At 64.4% G+C, this 16,355-nt stretch carries 15 protein-coding genes; 4 read left to right on the top strand and 11 right to left on the bottom strand.

The window, feature by feature from the left end; genetic code table 11:
- Positions 1-88: 88 nt before the first annotated feature.
- The 3 genes from INR38_RS03450 to INR38_RS03440 form a co-directional block, all read right to left on the bottom strand.
- A complete protein-coding gene (locus tag INR38_RS03450) occupies positions 89-487 on the bottom strand; it encodes a YkgJ family cysteine cluster protein (protein WP_013799932.1) in 399 nt (132 codons plus the stop codon).
- A 129-nt stretch (positions 488-616) separates the two neighbouring features.
- Positions 617-1,081 (bottom strand): MaoC family dehydratase, encoded by a 465-nt coding sequence (locus INR38_RS03445; protein WP_012201953.1) that lies wholly within the window; start codon positions 1,079-1,081, stop codon positions 617-619.
- A gap of 11 nt (positions 1,082-1,092) precedes the next feature.
- Positions 1,093-2,064, bottom strand: a complete 972-nt coding sequence (locus INR38_RS03440) for a tripartite tricarboxylate transporter substrate binding protein (RefSeq protein ID WP_207442576.1) — start codon at positions 2,062-2,064, stop codon at positions 1,093-1,095.
- 126 nt (positions 2,065-2,190) lie between these two features.
- Between INR38_RS03440 and INR38_RS03435 the strand changes: the two genes are divergently transcribed.
- Positions 2,191-3,111: a LysR family transcriptional regulator gene (locus INR38_RS03435; protein ID WP_207442600.1), complete on the top strand. Its 921-nt coding sequence runs from the start codon at positions 2,191-2,193 to the stop codon at positions 3,109-3,111.
- Between the two features lie 133 nt (positions 3,112-3,244).
- On the top strand, positions 3,245-4,369 hold the full coding sequence (locus INR38_RS03430) for a CaiB/BaiF CoA-transferase family protein (protein ID WP_242698950.1): 1,125 nt from the start codon (positions 3,245-3,247) through the stop codon (positions 4,367-4,369).
- 119 nt (positions 4,370-4,488) lie between these two features.
- On the opposite strand, the gene INR38_RS03425 is transcribed toward INR38_RS03430, so the two are convergent.
- The 5 genes from INR38_RS03425 to INR38_RS03405 are packed head-to-tail and all read right to left on the bottom strand — an operon-like array spanning position 4,489 to position 8,845.
- The gene (locus tag INR38_RS03425; protein WP_207442574.1) at positions 4,489-5,466 is read right to left on the bottom strand and encodes a biotin-dependent carboxyltransferase family protein; all 978 of its coding nucleotides are present in this window, start codon (positions 5,464-5,466) and stop codon (positions 4,489-4,491) included.
- A complete protein-coding gene (locus tag INR38_RS03420; RefSeq protein WP_180318434.1) occupies positions 5,456-6,367 on the bottom strand; it encodes an allophanate hydrolase subunit 1 in 912 nt (303 codons plus the stop codon). The genes INR38_RS03425 and INR38_RS03420 overlap by 11 nt, the downstream gene beginning before the upstream one ends.
- Positions 6,364-7,761 carry an acetyl-CoA carboxylase biotin carboxylase subunit gene (locus INR38_RS03415; protein ID WP_207442573.1) on the bottom strand — a complete coding sequence of 466 codons (1,398 nt, stop codon included), beginning with the start codon at positions 7,759-7,761 and terminating at the stop codon, positions 6,364-6,366. Before INR38_RS03415 ends, INR38_RS03420 begins: the two co-directional genes overlap by 4 nt.
- A gap of 11 nt (positions 7,762-7,772) precedes the next feature.
- Positions 7,773-8,021: an acetyl-CoA carboxylase gene (locus tag INR38_RS03410; RefSeq protein ID WP_012201946.1), complete on the bottom strand. Its 249-nt coding sequence runs from the start codon at positions 8,019-8,021 to the stop codon at positions 7,773-7,775.
- Positions 8,022-8,056: 35 nt separating this feature from the next.
- Entirely contained in the window at positions 8,057-8,845 is a 789-nt protein-coding gene (locus INR38_RS03405; RefSeq protein ID WP_013799925.1) for a 5-oxoprolinase subunit PxpA, read from the bottom strand.
- 238 nt (positions 8,846-9,083) lie between these two features.
- On the opposite strand from INR38_RS03405, the gene INR38_RS03400 reads away from it, so the two are divergent.
- Entirely contained in the window at positions 9,084-10,013 is a 930-nt protein-coding gene (locus INR38_RS03400) for a LysR family transcriptional regulator (protein ID WP_012201944.1), read from the top strand.
- Positions 10,014-10,338: 325 nt separating this feature from the next.
- On the opposite strand, the gene gyrB is transcribed toward INR38_RS03400, so the two are convergent.
- From gyrB to dnaA, 3 genes are all read right to left on the bottom strand, one after another.
- Positions 10,339-12,918 (bottom strand): DNA topoisomerase (ATP-hydrolyzing) subunit B, encoded by a 2,580-nt coding sequence (gene gyrB / locus INR38_RS03395; protein ID WP_097204868.1) that lies wholly within the window; start codon positions 12,916-12,918, stop codon positions 10,339-10,341.
- Positions 12,919-13,120: 202 nt separating this feature from the next.
- A complete protein-coding gene (dnaN, locus tag INR38_RS03390; protein WP_012201942.1) occupies positions 13,121-14,239 on the bottom strand; it encodes a DNA polymerase III subunit beta in 1,119 nt (372 codons plus the stop codon).
- 121 nt (positions 14,240-14,360) lie between these two features.
- Positions 14,361-15,767: a chromosomal replication initiator protein DnaA gene (gene dnaA / locus INR38_RS03385; RefSeq protein ID WP_012201941.1), complete on the bottom strand. Its 1,407-nt coding sequence runs from the start codon at positions 15,765-15,767 to the stop codon at positions 14,361-14,363.
- 414 nt (positions 15,768-16,181) lie between these two features.
- Between dnaA and rpmH the strand changes: the two genes are divergently transcribed.
- Positions 16,182-16,316 carry a 50S ribosomal protein L34 gene (gene rpmH / locus INR38_RS03380; RefSeq protein WP_012207856.1) on the top strand — a complete coding sequence of 45 codons (135 nt, stop codon included), beginning with the start codon at positions 16,182-16,184 and terminating at the stop codon, positions 16,314-16,316.
- Positions 16,317-16,355 lie beyond the last annotated feature (39 nt).

Raw genomic sequence — 16,355 nt, 5'->3', positions numbered from 1 at the left:
CGTCCCTGGCCTGGGTTGTGCCAGTTTCAAGCGCTTTTGGCTATTGCTGGAACTTGCAGGAGTTGAAAGTCTTGAGCAACAGCTGCTGTCAGCGGTCCTTGTGACCGTAGGCGCAAAAGCCGGGCTTGGGGCCCTTCTTGGGGTGCAGGCGACAGGTTTCGGGCCGCTTGTCGTAGACCGTGCAGCGCCGCGACTTGGCATCCAGAAAATTGCAGTCCCCGCTGGCGCGCCGCGCCATGGTGAAGATGTTGTGCTTGGGGTTGTAGTGGTCGATCAGCCGCATCTTCATCAGCCGCTTGGCGATGAGCTTGGGCTCCACGTTGTCCACCTCGAACGGATCCACCAGCTCCAGCCGCACCAGATCGGGCAACTGCACCTCCAGCGGCATGGTGCAGCAGTTGGCCGCACAGCTGTCGCACATGCCGGGCTTGTATTTGCTCCAGGAGTCGAGGCGGTCGACGTCGACGATGCTGATGGGGGATCTCATGGTGGGGGATGGGCGTGTGCAGGGCCGCTATTTTTCGCCAGAAAGCCCGGCGGCGGTTGCCGCGCCGGCGTAGCCAAGCGACGGGGCGGGTCTTTGGGGGACGCTGCCCCTGCATCCATCCCCTGGCCTTCAGGCCGGCCGCTTCCTCAACAGGTATTTCTGAAACCCGTCCGACACCCGCTCGTCGCGCTGGTTCAGCACCTCGGTGGCCAGGGTCAGCACGCCCGTGGTGTTGCCGGGCTTGAGCTCGGACACCGTCAGCGTGCAGTACAGCGTGTCGCCCACATAGACGGGGGCCAGGAAGCGGCTGCCCTGCTCCAGAAAGCCCTTGAGCGATTCCTCGACCATGTGCGGGAACAGGCCGGCGCCTGCCGCCGTCTGTATGGCCACCTGGTAGCCGTGGGCCAGCATATGGGGCATGCCGCGCGCGCGGCAGTACTCCACGTCGTAGTGCACGGGATGGTTGTCGCCGCTGGCCAGCTGGAAGGCGGCGAACAGGGCATCGGTCATGGTGCGCGAGGGCAGGGCGAAGACCTCGCCCAGCGCGAAGTCTTCAAAGTAGCGCTGGGCGCACAGGGATGGGTGGCGTGGCATGGCGACTCTCCTCAGTTCGCGCTCATGTGGGCGGCCCGGGCGACCTTGCCCCATTTGTCCAGCTCCTGCTTGAGGAAGGCGGCCAGCGCCTGGGGGCGCGGCTGCTTTTCCAGCACCAGGCCCATGTCGTAGGCCTTTTTCTGCAGCCCGGCATCGTCCACCGTGGCCTGCAGGCTGTACTGCAGGCGGGCAATCAGTGCTGGCGGCGTGCCTGCGGGGGCGAACACGGCGTTCCAGGTATAGGCCTCGTAGCCGGGCACCTGCTCGGCAATGGCAGGCGTGTCAGGCGTCTGCGGCAGGCGCTGGGCCATGGTGGTGGCCAGCAGGCGCACCGTGCCCGCCTTGACCTGGGCCAGGCCCGTGGGAGCGCTGTCCAGCATGAAGGCCAGGTGCCCGCCGATGAGGTCCTGTATGGCCGGCGCACTGCCCCGGTAGGGCACATGCTGGGCCCGGGTTCCCGCCATCAGGTTCAGCAGCTCCGCACCCAGATGCGGAGCGCTGCCAACGCCCGCCGAGGCATAGTTGACCTGGCCGGGCCGCGCCCGCAGATAGGCCAGGAAATCCGGCAGGCTCTGCACGGGCAGCCGCTTGTCCACCACCAGCACCAGCGGCGCCCTGGCGAGCAGTCCCACGGGCGCGAAGTCTTCCTCCGTGCGGTAGCCCAGTTTGTCGTGGATGTAGGGATTGACGGCATGCGCCACCGTGGTCAGCAGCAGGGTGTAGCCGTCAGGGGCTGCCTTGGCAACCGCCTCCGTGCCCACCAGGGTGCCGGCACCCGTGCGGTTCTCGATCACCACGGGCGTGCCCAGCTTCTGGCTCCAGACATCGGCCATGGCGCGGCCAAAGGTGTCGGTGGGGCCGCCTGCCGCGTAGGGAATCACCAGCTTGATGGGGCGCGCCGGATAGTCCTGCGCTGCGACCGCGCCGGCGGCCAGAAGCAGGGCAGTGAGAAGGGTTTGGCGTCTTGCCGTCTTGAAGTCCATAATTTTCTCCGTTGTCTCCTGGCGCCGACTATAGAAATGCGCTGCCAATGCGGCCAGTCGAATCATTGATAGGGCGGTTAGAAACCGTCTAACACCAAGGAAATGCTCCCGGCGGGCATGCAACGGATGCGATATGAATTGACGGATCTCAGGGTTTTCCTTGCCATTGCCCAGGCCAAAAGCCTCAGCGCAGGCGCGGCTGAAATGCATTTGACGGCGCCATCGGCCAGCTACCGGCTCAAGAATCTGGAGCAGGCCATGGGTGCATCGCTGTTTGAAAGAACGTCCAAAGGCATGGTGCTCACTCCGGCCGGCATGACGGTCAAGAAATACGCCGATTCCATTTTCGGCAGCGTGGACCGCTTGCACGGAGAAATGCAAAGACACATCAACGGAATATCGGGCCATATCCGCGTCTTTGCCAACAGCAGCACGCTCACGGGAATTGCGCCCGTGCTCAGCCGCTATCTGGCCCATTATCCGAACGTCAATGTGGACCTGGAGGAGCGCCTGAGCGAAGACACGGTGCGCGCCGTGCTCGACGGCAGTGCCGACGTGGGCCTGGTGGCCGGCCAGATCGATCTGCATGGCCTGCATGCCATCACCTATGGCCACGATGAACTGGTGTTTGTGGTGCCCGCTGGCCACCCCTTGGCCGCCAGCAGCAGGGTGCCGCTGGAAACCGCGCTGACCTACGACCTGGTCTCGATCGGCCGCAAAACCAGCAACTTCCTCTACCTCCAAGGCATGGCTTCCAAGCTGGGCATGAATCCCAGGGTACGTGTGCACGCACCAACATTCGAGGCCGTGCTGCAGTGCGTGCAGGAAGGCGTGGGCATTGCGCTGGTGCCGCGCTCCATTGCCCGGCCGGCGCTGCAGGCGCGCAGGCTGGCTGCCGTAGGCCTGGACGAGGCCTGGGCGCAGCGCGAGCAGAAGGTGGTCACGCGCGAACCCGAAACCCTGCCCGCCTATGCCCGCGATTTCGTGGCCTATGTGGCGGCCCAGCCTTTGCCCGAGGAAGGCGCCGTGCAGGAAACCCTGCCTTAGAAGATTTGAAATTCCGCTTAGAAAATGCCGACTGGCTGGGTGATGGTCGCACTTCTAGAATGCGGCGAATCGAATATTCGCCTTGTTCAAGAAAATGCAGACACGCCCATTGGATGGTTTGACGGTATTGGCCATGGAACACGCCGTGGCAGGGCCTTTTGCCAGCCGGCAGCTGGCGGACCTGGGTGCCAGGGTCATCAAGCTGGAGCGATTGCCCGATGGGGATTTTGCACGGGGCTATGACGACAAGGTCCATGGTGAATCATCCTTTTTTGTCTGGGCCAATCGGGGAAAGCAAAGCCTGGCCGCAGATATCAAGACCGCCGAAGGGCAGCATATCGTCGGGAAAATACTGGAAAACGCCGATATCCTGATCCAGAACCTGGCCCCGGGTGCCATGCAGAGAATGGGCATGGATTTCGACAGCCTGCATGAAAAATATCCGCGTCTCATCGTCTGCGATATATCGGGCTATGGCGAGGGCGGCCCGCTCAGCGACAGAAAGGCCTACGACCTGCTGATCCAGGCGGCAGCCGGCCTGATCTCGGTCACGGGCACGCCTGATCAGCCCGCACGCGTGGGCATTTCCATCGCCGACATCGCGGCCGGCATGTATGCCTACTCGGGCATTTTGTCCGCCCTGCTGCAGCGCGCCCGCACGGGCCGGGGCCTGCGCGTGGAGGTGTCCATGCTGGAGGCGCTGGCCGAATGGATGTCCTACCCGCTGAACTTCGCCCACTACGGCGGCACGGCGCCCGCGCGCAGCGGGCTGACCCATCCTTCCATCGCGCCCTATGGCCAGTACACGGCCGGTGACGGCCGGAGCCTGATCTTCGGCCTGCAGAACGACCGCGAATGGCACAGCTTCTGCATCCATGTGCTGCAGCAGCCCGCGCTGGCGCAGGACACGCGCTTTGTCACCAACCTGCAGCGCGTGGCGCACCGCAAGGAACTCGATGCGGTGATCGCCTCCGTGCTGGCCCACCTGAGCCGCGAACAGGCCATGCAGCGCCTGGATGCAGGCGGCATCGCCAACGCGCCGCTCAACGACATGCACGCGGTCTGGAACCATCCCCAGCTGCAGGCGCGTGAACGCTGGCGCGAGGTGGTCACGCCCACCGGCAGCATCCAGGCCCTGCTGCCCCCGGCCACGCTGTCGGACGCCGAAGCCGCCATGGGCGCCGTGCCCGCGCTGGGCGAGCATACGCAGGCGCTGTGGGAGGAGTTTGGCGGGCAGGCTCGAGGCCGGCAAGAGTGATGCCCGATGGGTCCAGGCGGGCAATGGTGGTTGAACTACGCAACCCATTCGAGCGTGGCGAACTCGACCGCTTTCTTGGTTGTCATCGGCTCTCTTGAGAGGGACGAAGAGGGTGGCGCTCAGGCCGATAGCGCTGAGCGCAAGCGCTCGATGCTTCGCCGCCGCTCGGCGCGTGCTTCGAGCGCCTGCGCCATATCGACTTCGACAAAGCGTGCCTTGTGGTTTGGCTGCATCTGGGCGATGAGATCCATGTCGGCGCTGATGACGGTGCCTACCATCGCGTAGCCGCCGCCCGAGACCGCATCACGGTGCAGGATGATCGGTTCGCGTCCGCCCGGCACCTGGATGGAACCGTATGGGTAGCCCGCATCGACGATGTTCGACGGGTCATCGCCCGCGCCGAATGGCGGCGTGCGCTCGTGGAACTTCAGCGGCCTGCCGTTCTTGTAGCGGTAGCCGATGCGGTCGGCCTCGGAACCGACGGTCCAGGTGTCAGCAAAAAAGCTTTGCACCGACACCTCCTGCAGTCGGTGGAAGTAGATGCCCGGCAGCACACGCAGGACCACTTCCTTGTCGAGCACCGGCAGCAATGCGGCCTGCACCGTGCGACCCGCGCGGGCGGCGGCGGACGGTACACCCACGGGCAGTCTGTCGCCGGCCAGCAGCTTGCGTCCGTTGAAGCCGCCGAATGCGCCCAAGCCGTAGGTCGAGCGGCTGCCCAGCACCACCGGCACGTCGATGCCGCCGGCCACGGCGATGCACATGCGCGCGCCGAGCTTCATGAAGTCGAAGCCGAGCCTGTCACCGGCCTGCACCGCGAATGCGGTATTGCGTGGCACCTCATTGCCGTTGAGCTTGATCTTCGCGTCGGCGCCGGTCACGGCCACCAGCGCGGGCGCGTCGAACTGCAGCTCGGGCCCGAGCAGCGTGCTTTCGATGACGGCCGCACCTTCGTCGTTGCCGACCAGCAGGTTTGCGAGCACCAGGCTTTGCTGGTCGAGCGCACCCGACAGCGGGATGCCCAGGTGGTAGTAGCCGGGGCGGCCGGCGTCCTGCACGCTGGTCGCGAGGCCGGGCTTGAGCACTTCAATCGCCATGGAGCACTTTCAGGAGCTGTTGGTTGTAGCCGCCCGGGTCGGCCAGGAAATCGTTGAGCGAGAACGACACTGGCGCGATGCGCAGCGCGTAGGTGCCGGCCTCGACCTGCGCGATCTGGCGGTCGTACTCGGCGCGGTCAATGGGCTTGTACTTGACGATGTCGCCGGGCTGGAAGAACACCATCAGCTCCTTCAGGTAGGACAGCCGTTGCGCCGGGTCGAAGATGGGCGCAGGCGTGACACCGAACATCTGGTAGCCGCCCGCACCACGCACCGAGTAGATGCAGCTGAAGCAACCGCCGTGGCCCAGCGTGAGCCTGGGCGTGTCGGTGCGCGGGCTCAGGTACTTGGGCACCTGGATCTGGCGCTGGCGCTCGACCATCTGGAACAGAAAGGGCAGGCCGGCCACGAAGCCGACCATCGACACGAACCAGGGCGCCGACGAGTGCGCCTCGATGAAGGCCTCGACCGAGGCGTGGCCGTTGATGCGCGCCGCGTACTCGATGTCGGTGCCCGACGGGTCCTGGTGCCGCTCGCGAAAGCGCATCAGCGTCTCGTGCGTCCACGGGTCGTTGTAGAGCACGGGAATCTCGACGATGCGCGTCTGCATCTGCAGGTCGGCATCGCCCAGGCCCGCTTCGATGTCTTTGAGCGTGGCGAGCAGTGCGTCGGGCGCGATCGCATCGGGATCGAAGCGCACGAGGTAGGCGGCGTTGGCGGGACAGATCTCGGTCACGCCCGTGATCTCGCCCGCCTGTGCCCGGCGGCGCAGCTCGTTGCAGATGGCCATGCCTTTGAAGAATGCGGGCAGCGACATCTCTTCGCTGATCTCGACGAACAGGTGCTCGTCGCCGCCGAAGCTGTAGCGGGCCTGGGTGGGGAGGGTGCTGGCAGCGGTCATGCGGTCACCTCCGCAAGTGGAGCGGGTGCGTCGGCCAGCGGATTCACCGCCAGCCAGGTTTCGAGAAAGCCCGTGTGGAATGCGGCCTGCGCCACGCCCGCGTCTTCGCACAGTGCGCGGTGCAGCGGGATCGTGGTGTGGATGCCTTCGACCTGCAGCTCGTCGAGCGCGCGTCGCATGCGGGCCAGCGCACCGGCGCGATCGGTGTCGTGCACGATCAGCTTGCCCAGCAGCGAGTCGTAGTACGCCGGCACGGTGCAGCCGGGGAACAGCATGGTGTCGAAGCGCACGCCGGGGCCGCCCGGCACCACGAGCTGCGACACGAGGCCCGGGCTTGGCATGAAGTTCTTCGCGGCGTTCTCGGCGTTGATGCGCACCTCGATGGCCGCGCCGGTCAGCCGGATGTCTTCCTGCTGCAGGCGCAGAGGCTGGCCCAGCGCGATGCGCAGCATCTCCTTCACGAGGTCGATGCCGGTGATCATCTCGGTGATTGGGTGCTCGACCTGGATGCGCGTGTTCATCTCGATGAAGAAGAACTCGCGCGTGTCGTCGTCGTACAGGTATTCGAGCGTGCCCGCGCCGCGGTATGCCACGGCATGGGCCAGCCGCAGCGCCGATTCGCACAGCGCCGCGCGCGTGGCCTCGCTGATGGCGGCCGAGGGCGCTTCTTCCCACACTTTCTGGCGGCGTCGCTGCAGCGAGCATTCGCGCTCGAAGCAGTGAACCACGCGCTGGCCGTCGCCCAGGATCTGCACCTCGATGTGGCGCGCCTGGCGGATGAAGCGTTCGAGGTACACCTCGCCGTTGCCGAAAGCGGCCTGCGCTTCCGCCGTGGCGGTGGCGAACTGCTGGCGCAGCTCGGCTTCGTCATGCGCCACGCGAATGCCGCGCCCGCCCCCGCCGGCCGAGGCCTTGATCATGATGGGGTAGCCGATGCCCTTTGCCAGCGCGACGGCGGTGTCGGCGTCTGTCACCACGCCCACGCTGCCGGGCACGGTGGGCACGCCGGCCTTCATGGCCGCGGCGCGCGCGGCGGCCTTGTCGCCCATGGTGCGGATCGCGTGCGGTGTCGGGCCGACGAACACCAGGCCCGCGGCCTCGATGCGCTCGGCGAACGCGGCGTTTTCCGACAGGAAACCGTAGCCCGGATGCACGGCGCCGGCGCCGCTGTCGGCTGCCGCTTCAAGAATGGCGTCCACGCTCAGATAGCTCCTGGTGGCATGCGCCGGGCCAATGCGCACGGCTTCGTCGGCCATGCGCACCGCGAGGCTTTGCGCGTCGGCGTCGCTGTAGACGGCGACGGTCTTGAGGCCCAGTTCCTTAGCGGCGCGGATGATGCGCACCGCGATCTCGCCGCGGTTGGCGATGAGCAGTTTGTCGAATGCGGCGGTCATGGTCCGGGGCCTCACGCCGTTTCGATGACGGCCAGCGCTTGGCCAGGATCGACGGGTTCGCCGTTCTCCACGGCAAAGCCCCGCAGCCGTCCTGCCACGTCGGCCGTGACTTCGCTGAACTGCTTCATCACCTCGACCAGGCCGATCACATCGCCCACGGCCACGGTGTCGCCTTCGGCCTTGAATGGCGGCGCGTCAGGCGCCGAACGGCGGTAGAAGGTGCCCGGCAGCGGGCTCAGGACTTCATGGGTAGCGGGCATCGATGCACTCCTGGAAAGCGGGAAGAACGGAAAACTCAAGGCTGCGCCGGCGCAGCCGCACCGGCAAAACCTGCAACTTCGATGCCGTGCTCGGCCAGTGCGCGGCGCGTGGCCTTCACGAGCGCCAGCGCGCCGGGCGTGTCGCTGTGGATGCACACCGAGTCGAAGCCGATCGCCACGTCCTGGCCTTCGACCGTGCGCACCACGCCTTCGGTGCAGGCGCGCAGCACCTTGGCGGCCACGGCCTCGGGGTCGAGCGCGCCGACGCGGCGGGTGAAGACGATGGAGCCGCTCAGGTCGTAGTCGCGGTCGGCATAGAACTCGCGCGCCACGGGCTGGCCCAATTCGCACGCCACCTGGAAGGTGACGGACGATTCCATGCAGAACAGGCGCAGCGTCGGTTCGATCTGCTGCAGGGCCGTGACGAGTGCACGCGACAGCGCCTCGTCGCGCGCTGCATGCATGTAGAGCGCGCCGTGCGGCTTGATGTGCTGCAGCGTCATGCCGGCCAGCCGCGCGAATTCGCGCAGCGCGCCGAGCTGGTAGACCATGTCGTTCACCAGCTCGTCGGCCGGTGCATTGATATGGCGGCGCCCGAAGCCCACGAGGTCGCGAAAGCCCGGGTGCGCGCCGATGCCCACGCCGTTTTCCCGGGCCAACAACACCGTCTTGCGCATGATGTTCGGATCACCCGCATGAAAGCCTGTGGCGATATTGGCCGAGCTGATCAACGGCATCAATTCCTGGTCCACACCATCGCCGATGGCCCATGGACCGAAGCTTTCGCCCATGTCGGAGTTCAGATCAATCAGCGTCTTCTTCACGTTTCACCTTGTGTTGTTGGCACGGCCAGATGGCAGCAATGCGGGACAAGGTGAAGATTAGTCAGCTGAAAATCGGCTGAAAAGCATTATTTACAGGCGATGCGATATCTGAAAAACAGATACGCCGACTGCCTGCAATGAACGCTACCCTGTAGATCAGTGAATACCCGGTATCGGATTTGCGCGCGCTGGCATGTAATTTTTGAGAGATAAGTAAATACCCCAGGAAGACCGCACCATGTCTCTGACCCTTCGCCAGCTCAAATACTTCACGGCGGTGGCCGAAGTGGGGCGCATCTCACATGCGGCACTGCAACTCAACATCTCGCAATCGGCGGTGACCACGGCAGTCCGGGAGCTGGAGGAAATGCTGGGGCAGCAGCTGTTTGAGCGACAGCCTCATGGCGTGGAACTGACCCGGGCCGGACGGCGGTTTCTGAGCCATGCCTATGCCGTGCTCTCGGCTGCCGACGAGGCGATCCGCATGCCGCATGAGGGAGTGAATGTCGAGGGGACGCTGACCATTGCCGCCACCTACACGGTGCTCGGCTACTTCTTGCCCCATCACCTTCAGCGTTTCGAGCAATTGCATCCGCAGATCAAGGTCAAGGTGCACGAAGTAGTGCGTGAAGCCATTGAGGAGGGGCTGATCACGCAGCAATACGACATGGGAGTACTGCTCACGTCCAATGTGGTGCTGCGCGAGCTGTCGCTCGAGACATTCTTTGGCTCGCAACGCCGACTGTGGGTGCCGGCCAAGCATGCGCTGCTCGAAAAGGCGGAAGTCACGCTGGCCGATGTGGCGGCCGAGCCCTACATCCTGCTCACCGTGGACGAGGCTGCGGGCACTGCAATGAAATATTGGAGCAAGACGCCGTACCAGCCTCAGATCAGGCTGCGCACGAGCTCTGTGGAAGCAGTGCGCAGCACCGTGGCGAATGGCCTTGGCGTGACCGTTCTCTCGGATATGGTTTATCGACCTTGGTCGCTGGAGGGAAAGCGCATTGAAACAATCAGTCTGCGCGACGCCGTGCCAACGATGAACATCGGGCTTGGGTGGAAGCAAGGCATCGAATTTTCCCCAGCGATGACGGCGTTTCGCGATTACTTTCGGCAGTTGTTTCTCGAGCCGGTCGTGCATCAAGGCAGAAGGAGGCCCGGCGGTTGATGTCGTTGGTTGGACATGCCCGTTTCTGCATTCAGCAAAACGGCTTTCAACGAATTTCTCGCGCATGCGAATGCATCAATTGAGGCATCACTTCATGGCCTGGGTGAAGAATGCCGGCGATTCTCGGATCGATCGACATTCTCTTTCAGCCTTTGTTTTTCACGCTTGATCTGGCGATGCGCTGGTGCCCGGGTATCAGTGGCATGCTGATCCCGGGCTTTGCGTTGCTGTTGGCGCCATGCTGTGCAATCCAATGCCGCACTGCAGGGTCAACAGCTCGATGGCGACGTCGAAGGTTCTACGAGATGGAGGAGAACCTGCGCGATCACACGTCGATATTGCCCGCCCGCAGCGCATTCGTCTCGATGAATTCCCGGCGTGGCTCCACTTCATCGCCCATGAGCATGGTGAACACGCGGTCGGCCTCGATGGCGTCGCCGATCTGCACCTGCAGCAGGCTGCGGACGGTGGGGTCCATGGTGGTTTCCCATAGCTGCTCGGGGTTCATTTCGCCCAGGCCCTTGTAGCGCTGGCGGGCCGTGGTGCGTTCGGCTTCGTGCAGCAGCCATTGCATGGCCTGGCGGAAGTCGCCGGCCTTGTCGCTCTTGGCCTTTTCGCCTTCGCCACGCGTGACCTTGGCGCCTTCGCCCAGCAGGCCGTTGAAGTTCTGGGCTTCGTCGGCCAGCGCGGCGTAGTCGTGGCTGCGCACGAACTCCTGGGTGAGGATGGAACTCTTGATGTTGCCGTGGTGGTGGCGGCTGATGCGCAGCACGGGCTTTTCGGAGACGGGGTCGATTTCGGCCGTGACCTCGGCGGGCACGCCCGTGGTGGTCAACTCGCGCAGCTTGGCCTCCAGGATGGGGGCGCAGGCCTGGGCCGCCTCGATGCTGTCCAGCGTGATCTGCACGCCGTCGGCGATGGCGCGCAGGGCCTCGGCATCCATGAAGTTGGACAGGCGGTCGATGACGGTCTCTGCCGCCAGGTGCATGTTGGCCAGCTTGGCCAGTTCCTCGCCGTCCAGCGTGCGCGGGTTGGCACCGCCGGTGCTGACGCTGGCGTTCATCAGCGCGATGCGCAGCAGGTACTGGTTGAGCGCGGGGCCGTCCTTGATGTACAGCTCTTCCTTGCCGTTCTTGACCTTGTACAGCGGCGGCTGGGCGATGTAGATGTGGCCGCGCTCGACCAGGTCCGGCATCTGGCGGTAGAAGAAGGTCAGCAGCAGGGTGCGGATGTGGGCGCCGTCCACGTCCGCGTCGGTCATGATGATGATGCGGTGGTAGCGCAGCTTGTTGGGGTCGAAGTCGTCGCTGCCGCTCTTGCCCGATTCGGCCGTGGCCTTGCCGATGCCGGTGCCCAGGGCCGTGATCAGGGTGACGATTTCGTTGCTGGTCAGCAGCTTTTCGTAGCGGGCCTTTTCCACGTTCAGGATCTTGCCGCGCAGCGGCAGGATGGCCTGGAACTTGCGGTCGCGCCCTTGCTTGGCCGAGCCGCCGGCGGAGTCACCCTCGACGATGTAGATCTCGCACAGCGCCGGGTCCTTTTCCTGGCAGTCGGCCAGCTTGCCGGGCAGGCCCATGCCGTCGAGCACGCCCTTGCGGCGCGTCATCTCGCGGGCCTTGCGCGCGGCCTCGCGGGCACGCGCGGCATCGACGATCTTGCTGCACAGGATCTTGGCGTCGTTGGGCTTTTCTTCCAGGTAGTCGGTCAGCGCCTTGGCGACGATGTCCTCCACGGGCGCGCGCACTTCGCTGGAGACCAGCTTGTCCTTGGTCTGGCTGCTGAACTTGGGCTCGGGCACTTTCACGGACAGCACGCAGCACAGGCCTTCGCGCATGTCGTCGCCGCTGACCTCGACCTTGGCCTTCTTGGCCAGTTCGTTCTGCTCGATGTACTTGCCGATCACGCGCGTCATGGCGGCGCGCAGGCCCGTCAGGTGGGTGCCGCCGTCGCGTTGCGGGATGTTGTTGGTGAAGCACAGCACCTGCTCGGCATAGCTGTCGTTCCACTGCATGGCGACTTCGACGCCGATCTCGGTGCCGGGGATGCCGCCGTAGCTTTCCGCAGGACGCGTGCCGTTGGCGTGGAAGGCCGTGGGGTGCAGCACCTTCTTGTTGGCGTTGATGAACTGCACGAAGCCCATGACGCCGCCGGCGCCGGAGAAGTCGTCTTCGCGGCCGTCGCGCTCGTCCTTGAGGCGGATGCGCACGCCGTTGTTCAGGAACGAGAGTTCGCGCAGGCGCTTGGCCAGGATCTCGTAGCGGAACTCATGGTTCTGCGTGAAGATTTCCGTGTCGGGCAGGAAGTGGACCTTGGTGCCGCGCTTGTCGCTCTTGCCGACCACGCGCATCGGAGAGACCTCGACGCCGTCCACGATCTCGATCGGGCGGTTCTGCACGTGGCCGCGCGAGAAGTCGATTTCGTAGACCTCGCCGTCGCGGCGCACGCTGAGCTTGAGCCAGATGGACAGCGCGTTCACGCAGGACACGCCCACGCCGTGCAGGCCGCCCGAGACCTTGTAGCTGTTCTGGTTGAACTTGCCGCCCGCGTGCAGTTCGGTGAGGGCGATCTCGGCCGCCGAGCGCTTGGGCTCGTGCTTGTCGTCCATCTTCACGCGCGTGGGGATGCCGCGGCCGTTGTCGATGACGGACAGGGAGCCATCGGCATGGATGGTGACCAGGATGTCGTCGCAGTAGCCGGCCAGGGCTTCGTCGATGGAGTTGTCCACCACTTCGAAGACCAGGTGGTGCAGGCCCGTGCCATCGGAGGTATCGCCGATGTACATGCCGGGGCGCTTGCGCACGGCCTCCAGGCCTTCGAGGATCTGGATCGCACCTTCGCCATAGCCGCTGGAGTCTGAGCCTTCGGGGGCAATGGTCTGGTTTTCTGGCTTGTTCTCGTCGGTCATGGAAGGCCCTGGGGTAGTTCCGTCGGAAGCTGTCGCTTCGCTTGAAAATGTTCGATTCGGCCGCTGGCGCGGTGCGTAGGGACGCGCGCTGCGGGCTACGAGTCGGGTAGGGTGGTTGCGCACCGTGCACCGGCTTGTGCCACCGGGCGGCGGGTGCAGGGGCTGCGCAATGTGTCAGGCATCGGTGTCGTGTGGCGCGCGGTCAGATGCGCATGGGCATCACGACGTACTTGAAGCTGTCGTTCTCGGGGATGGTCAGCAGGGCCGAGCTGTTGCCGTCCTGCAGGTCGATCCTGATCATGTCCTGGCTCATGTTGGACAGGGCGTCGATCAGGTAGGTGACGTTGAAGCCGATCTCGATGGTGTCGCCACCGTAGTCGATGTCCAGCTCGTCCATGGCCTCTTCCTGCTCGGCGTTGTTGGACGCCACGCGCAAGGTGCCGGGCTCCACCGTCAGGCGCACGCCCTTGAACTTGTCGCTGGTCATGATGGCCGTGCGCTGCAGGCTGGCCAGCAGCGGGGCGCGGCCCAGGGTCACGCTGTTGGTGTGGTTGCGCGGGATGACACGGTTGTAGTCGGGGAACTTGCCCTCGACCAGCTTGGTCACGAACTCCATGCCGCCAAAGGTGAACTTGGCCTGGTTGTTGGCGAACTGCATCTCGATGTGGGGCTGGTTCTCGCCACCGGCATCCGACAGCAGGCGCTGCAGCTCCAGCACGGTCTTGCGCGGCAGGATCACTTCCTGCTTGGGCACTTCCACGTCCAGCTGGCTGCTTGCGAACGCCAGGCGGTGGCCGTCGGTGGCCACCAGGGACAGCTGCTTGCCCTCGGCCACGAACAGGATGCCGTTGAGGTAGTAGCGGATGTCCTGCACGGCCATGGCGAAGGAGACCTGGCCCAGCAGGTCCTTGAGCACCTTCTGCGGCACGCTGAACGAAGGGCCGAAGGCCGCAGCCTCCTGCACCAGCGGGAAGTCCTCGGCCGGCAGGGTCTGCAGCGTGAAGCGGCTCTTGCCGCCCTTGAGCACCATCTTGGCCTGCTGGGTCTCCAGGCTCACGGTCTGGTCGCCGGGCATGGTCTTGAGGATGTCGATCAGCTTGCGCGCGCCCACGGTGGTGGTGAAGTCGCCGGTGTCGCCGCCGAGCTCGGCGGTGGTGCGGATCTGGATTTCCAGGTCGCTGGTGGTCAGCTGCAATGCGTTGCCGGTCTTCTTGATCAGCACGTTGGCCAGGATGGGCAACGTGTGGCGGCGTTCGACGATGCCGGACACCGATTGCAGGACCGCGAGAACTTTGTCTTGTGTGGCTTTCAGGACGATCATGTCAACCTCTGATTTAAGGATGCGGGTCTCGGTAGGAGCGGCGGCTCACAAATGAGCCCCCTCTTGCCGCTCGAATCCCCCATTTTGCCGCGTACATACGACCAGAATGGGGGAGTTTTCATCAACCTTTGAGAGTTTGCTCCAGCACGTGCAGCTGCTGGTTCAGCTCGGTCAGTTGCTGGCGTTCGCCGGCGATCTTGCGCACCGCGTGCAGCACGGTGGTGTGGTCGCGCCCGCCGAACAGCTCGCCGATCTCGGGCAGGCTCTTCTGGGTCAATTCCTTGGCCAGGTACATGGCAATCTGACGCGGCCGGGCGATGCTGGCCGGGCGCTTCTTGCTGTACATGTCGGCCACCTTGATCTTGTAGTAATCGGCCACCGTCTTCTGGATGTTCTCCACACTGATCTGGCGGTTCTGGATGGACAGCAGATCACGCAGGGCCTCGCGGGCCAGCTGGATGGAGACTTCCTTCTGGTTGAAGCGCGAATAGGCCAGGATCTTGCGCAGCGCGCCTTCGAGCTCGCGCACGTTGGAGCGCACGTTCTTGGCCACGAAGAAGGCGACTTCCTCGGGCATCTCGGCGTTCTCGGCGCGGGCCTTGTTGATCAGGATGGCCACGCGCATCTCCAGCTCGGGCGGCTCGATGGCCACCGTCAGCCCGGAGTCGAAGCGCGATACCAGCCGCTCGTGGATGTTCGCCAGACCCTTGGGATAGGTGTCCGAGGTCATCACGATGTGGCTCTTCTTGGCCAGCAGCGCCTCGAAGGCGTTGAAGAACTCCTCCTGCGTGCGGTCCTTGTTGGCGAAGAACTGCACGTCGTCGATCAGCAGCAGATCCAGCGAGTGGTAACGCTCCTTGAATTCGTCAAAGGTGCGGCGCTGGTAGGCCTTGACCACATCCGAGACGAACTGCTCGGCGTGGATGTAGAGAACTTTCGCGTCGGGCTTGTCGGCCAGCAGCTTGTTGCCCACGGCATGCACCAGGTGGGTCTTGCCAAGGCCCACGCCGCCGTAGATGAACAGCGGGTTGTACAGGTGTCCGGGCGAGCCCGCCACATGCATGGCGGCCGAGCGTGCCATGCGGTTGGCCGTACCTTCCACCAGGGTCTCGAAGGTTAGCGCGGCGTTCAGGCGCGTGCGAAAGACGGGCGCTGCCGCGTCTTCGCTGGTGACCGTGGGCACCGAGGTGACGATGGTTTCCGGCGGGGCCGAGCGCTCGCTGGAGGAGGGGCGGACGTAAGTCCGCACAACGCTTTCCCGCTGAGCGAGTGCCAACTCAAGCGTCACCGGCTGGCCATAGAGCGACTCCAGCATGGCCGAGATGCGGCCTGCATATTGGGCGCGGATCCAGTCGAGCTTGAAGCGGTTGGCCACGTAGACGGTGACTTTGGAGAAGTCTTCGGCGACGTGCGCGGTCAGGGGCTTGATCCAGGTGTTGAACTGCTGTTCGGGCATTTCCTGCCCCAGTTGCTCAACGCAGACTTGCCACAGGCCCTGGCCTGCATCGTTCGTAGGTTCCTCTGTCATTGTCGAAGTCTAGTTGTGGATAGGAGGAACTGTTGCGAGGCTGCCATTGTAGCTTTTGCGGAAGTTATCCACAAAATATGAGGAGCTTGTCCTCCGCCTTGTCGCAAAATGGGCAGGCATCCTTCGGGTTCGAAGGGCATTGCATCAAGTGGACAACGCTGTGATAATCGCGGGTTTCCCTGAATGTGTTCAGGGTGATATGTCCCGCCCGTCTGCATCGGGTCTGCATGCTGCCGCTGGCGGCCTTGGGCGAAACCTCTCGGGGTTGCTCCTTGGGCTGCACATGGCAAGTGCATCGTGCAGATTTTTGGCAGGTGGCCTGGCGGTTTGCCTTTGTGGCGGCTGCTGGCTGCACTGCGTGTAGCGTGCCGGATACGGGACCGGTGCAAAACTGAACCTTCTCTAGGAACCAACATGAAACGTACTTACCAACCCTCCAAGACCCGTCGCGCCCGCACCCACGGCTTTCTGGTCCGCATGAAGACCAAGGGCGGCCGCGCCGTGATCAACGCTCGCCGCGCCAAGGGCCGCAAGCGTCTGGCCGTCTAAGGCCAGCCATTGCTGGGCGGTTTGCTCGCTGCACTGAGC

The sequence above is a fragment of the Delftia sp. SD018 genome, assembly GCF_017355445.1.
Classification (GTDB): domain Bacteria; phylum Pseudomonadota; class Gammaproteobacteria; order Burkholderiales; family Burkholderiaceae_C; genus Comamonas; species Comamonas acidovorans.
The sequence above is the reverse complement of the archived record's forward strand: the minus strand, read 5'-3'. Positions and strand labels throughout refer to the sequence as shown.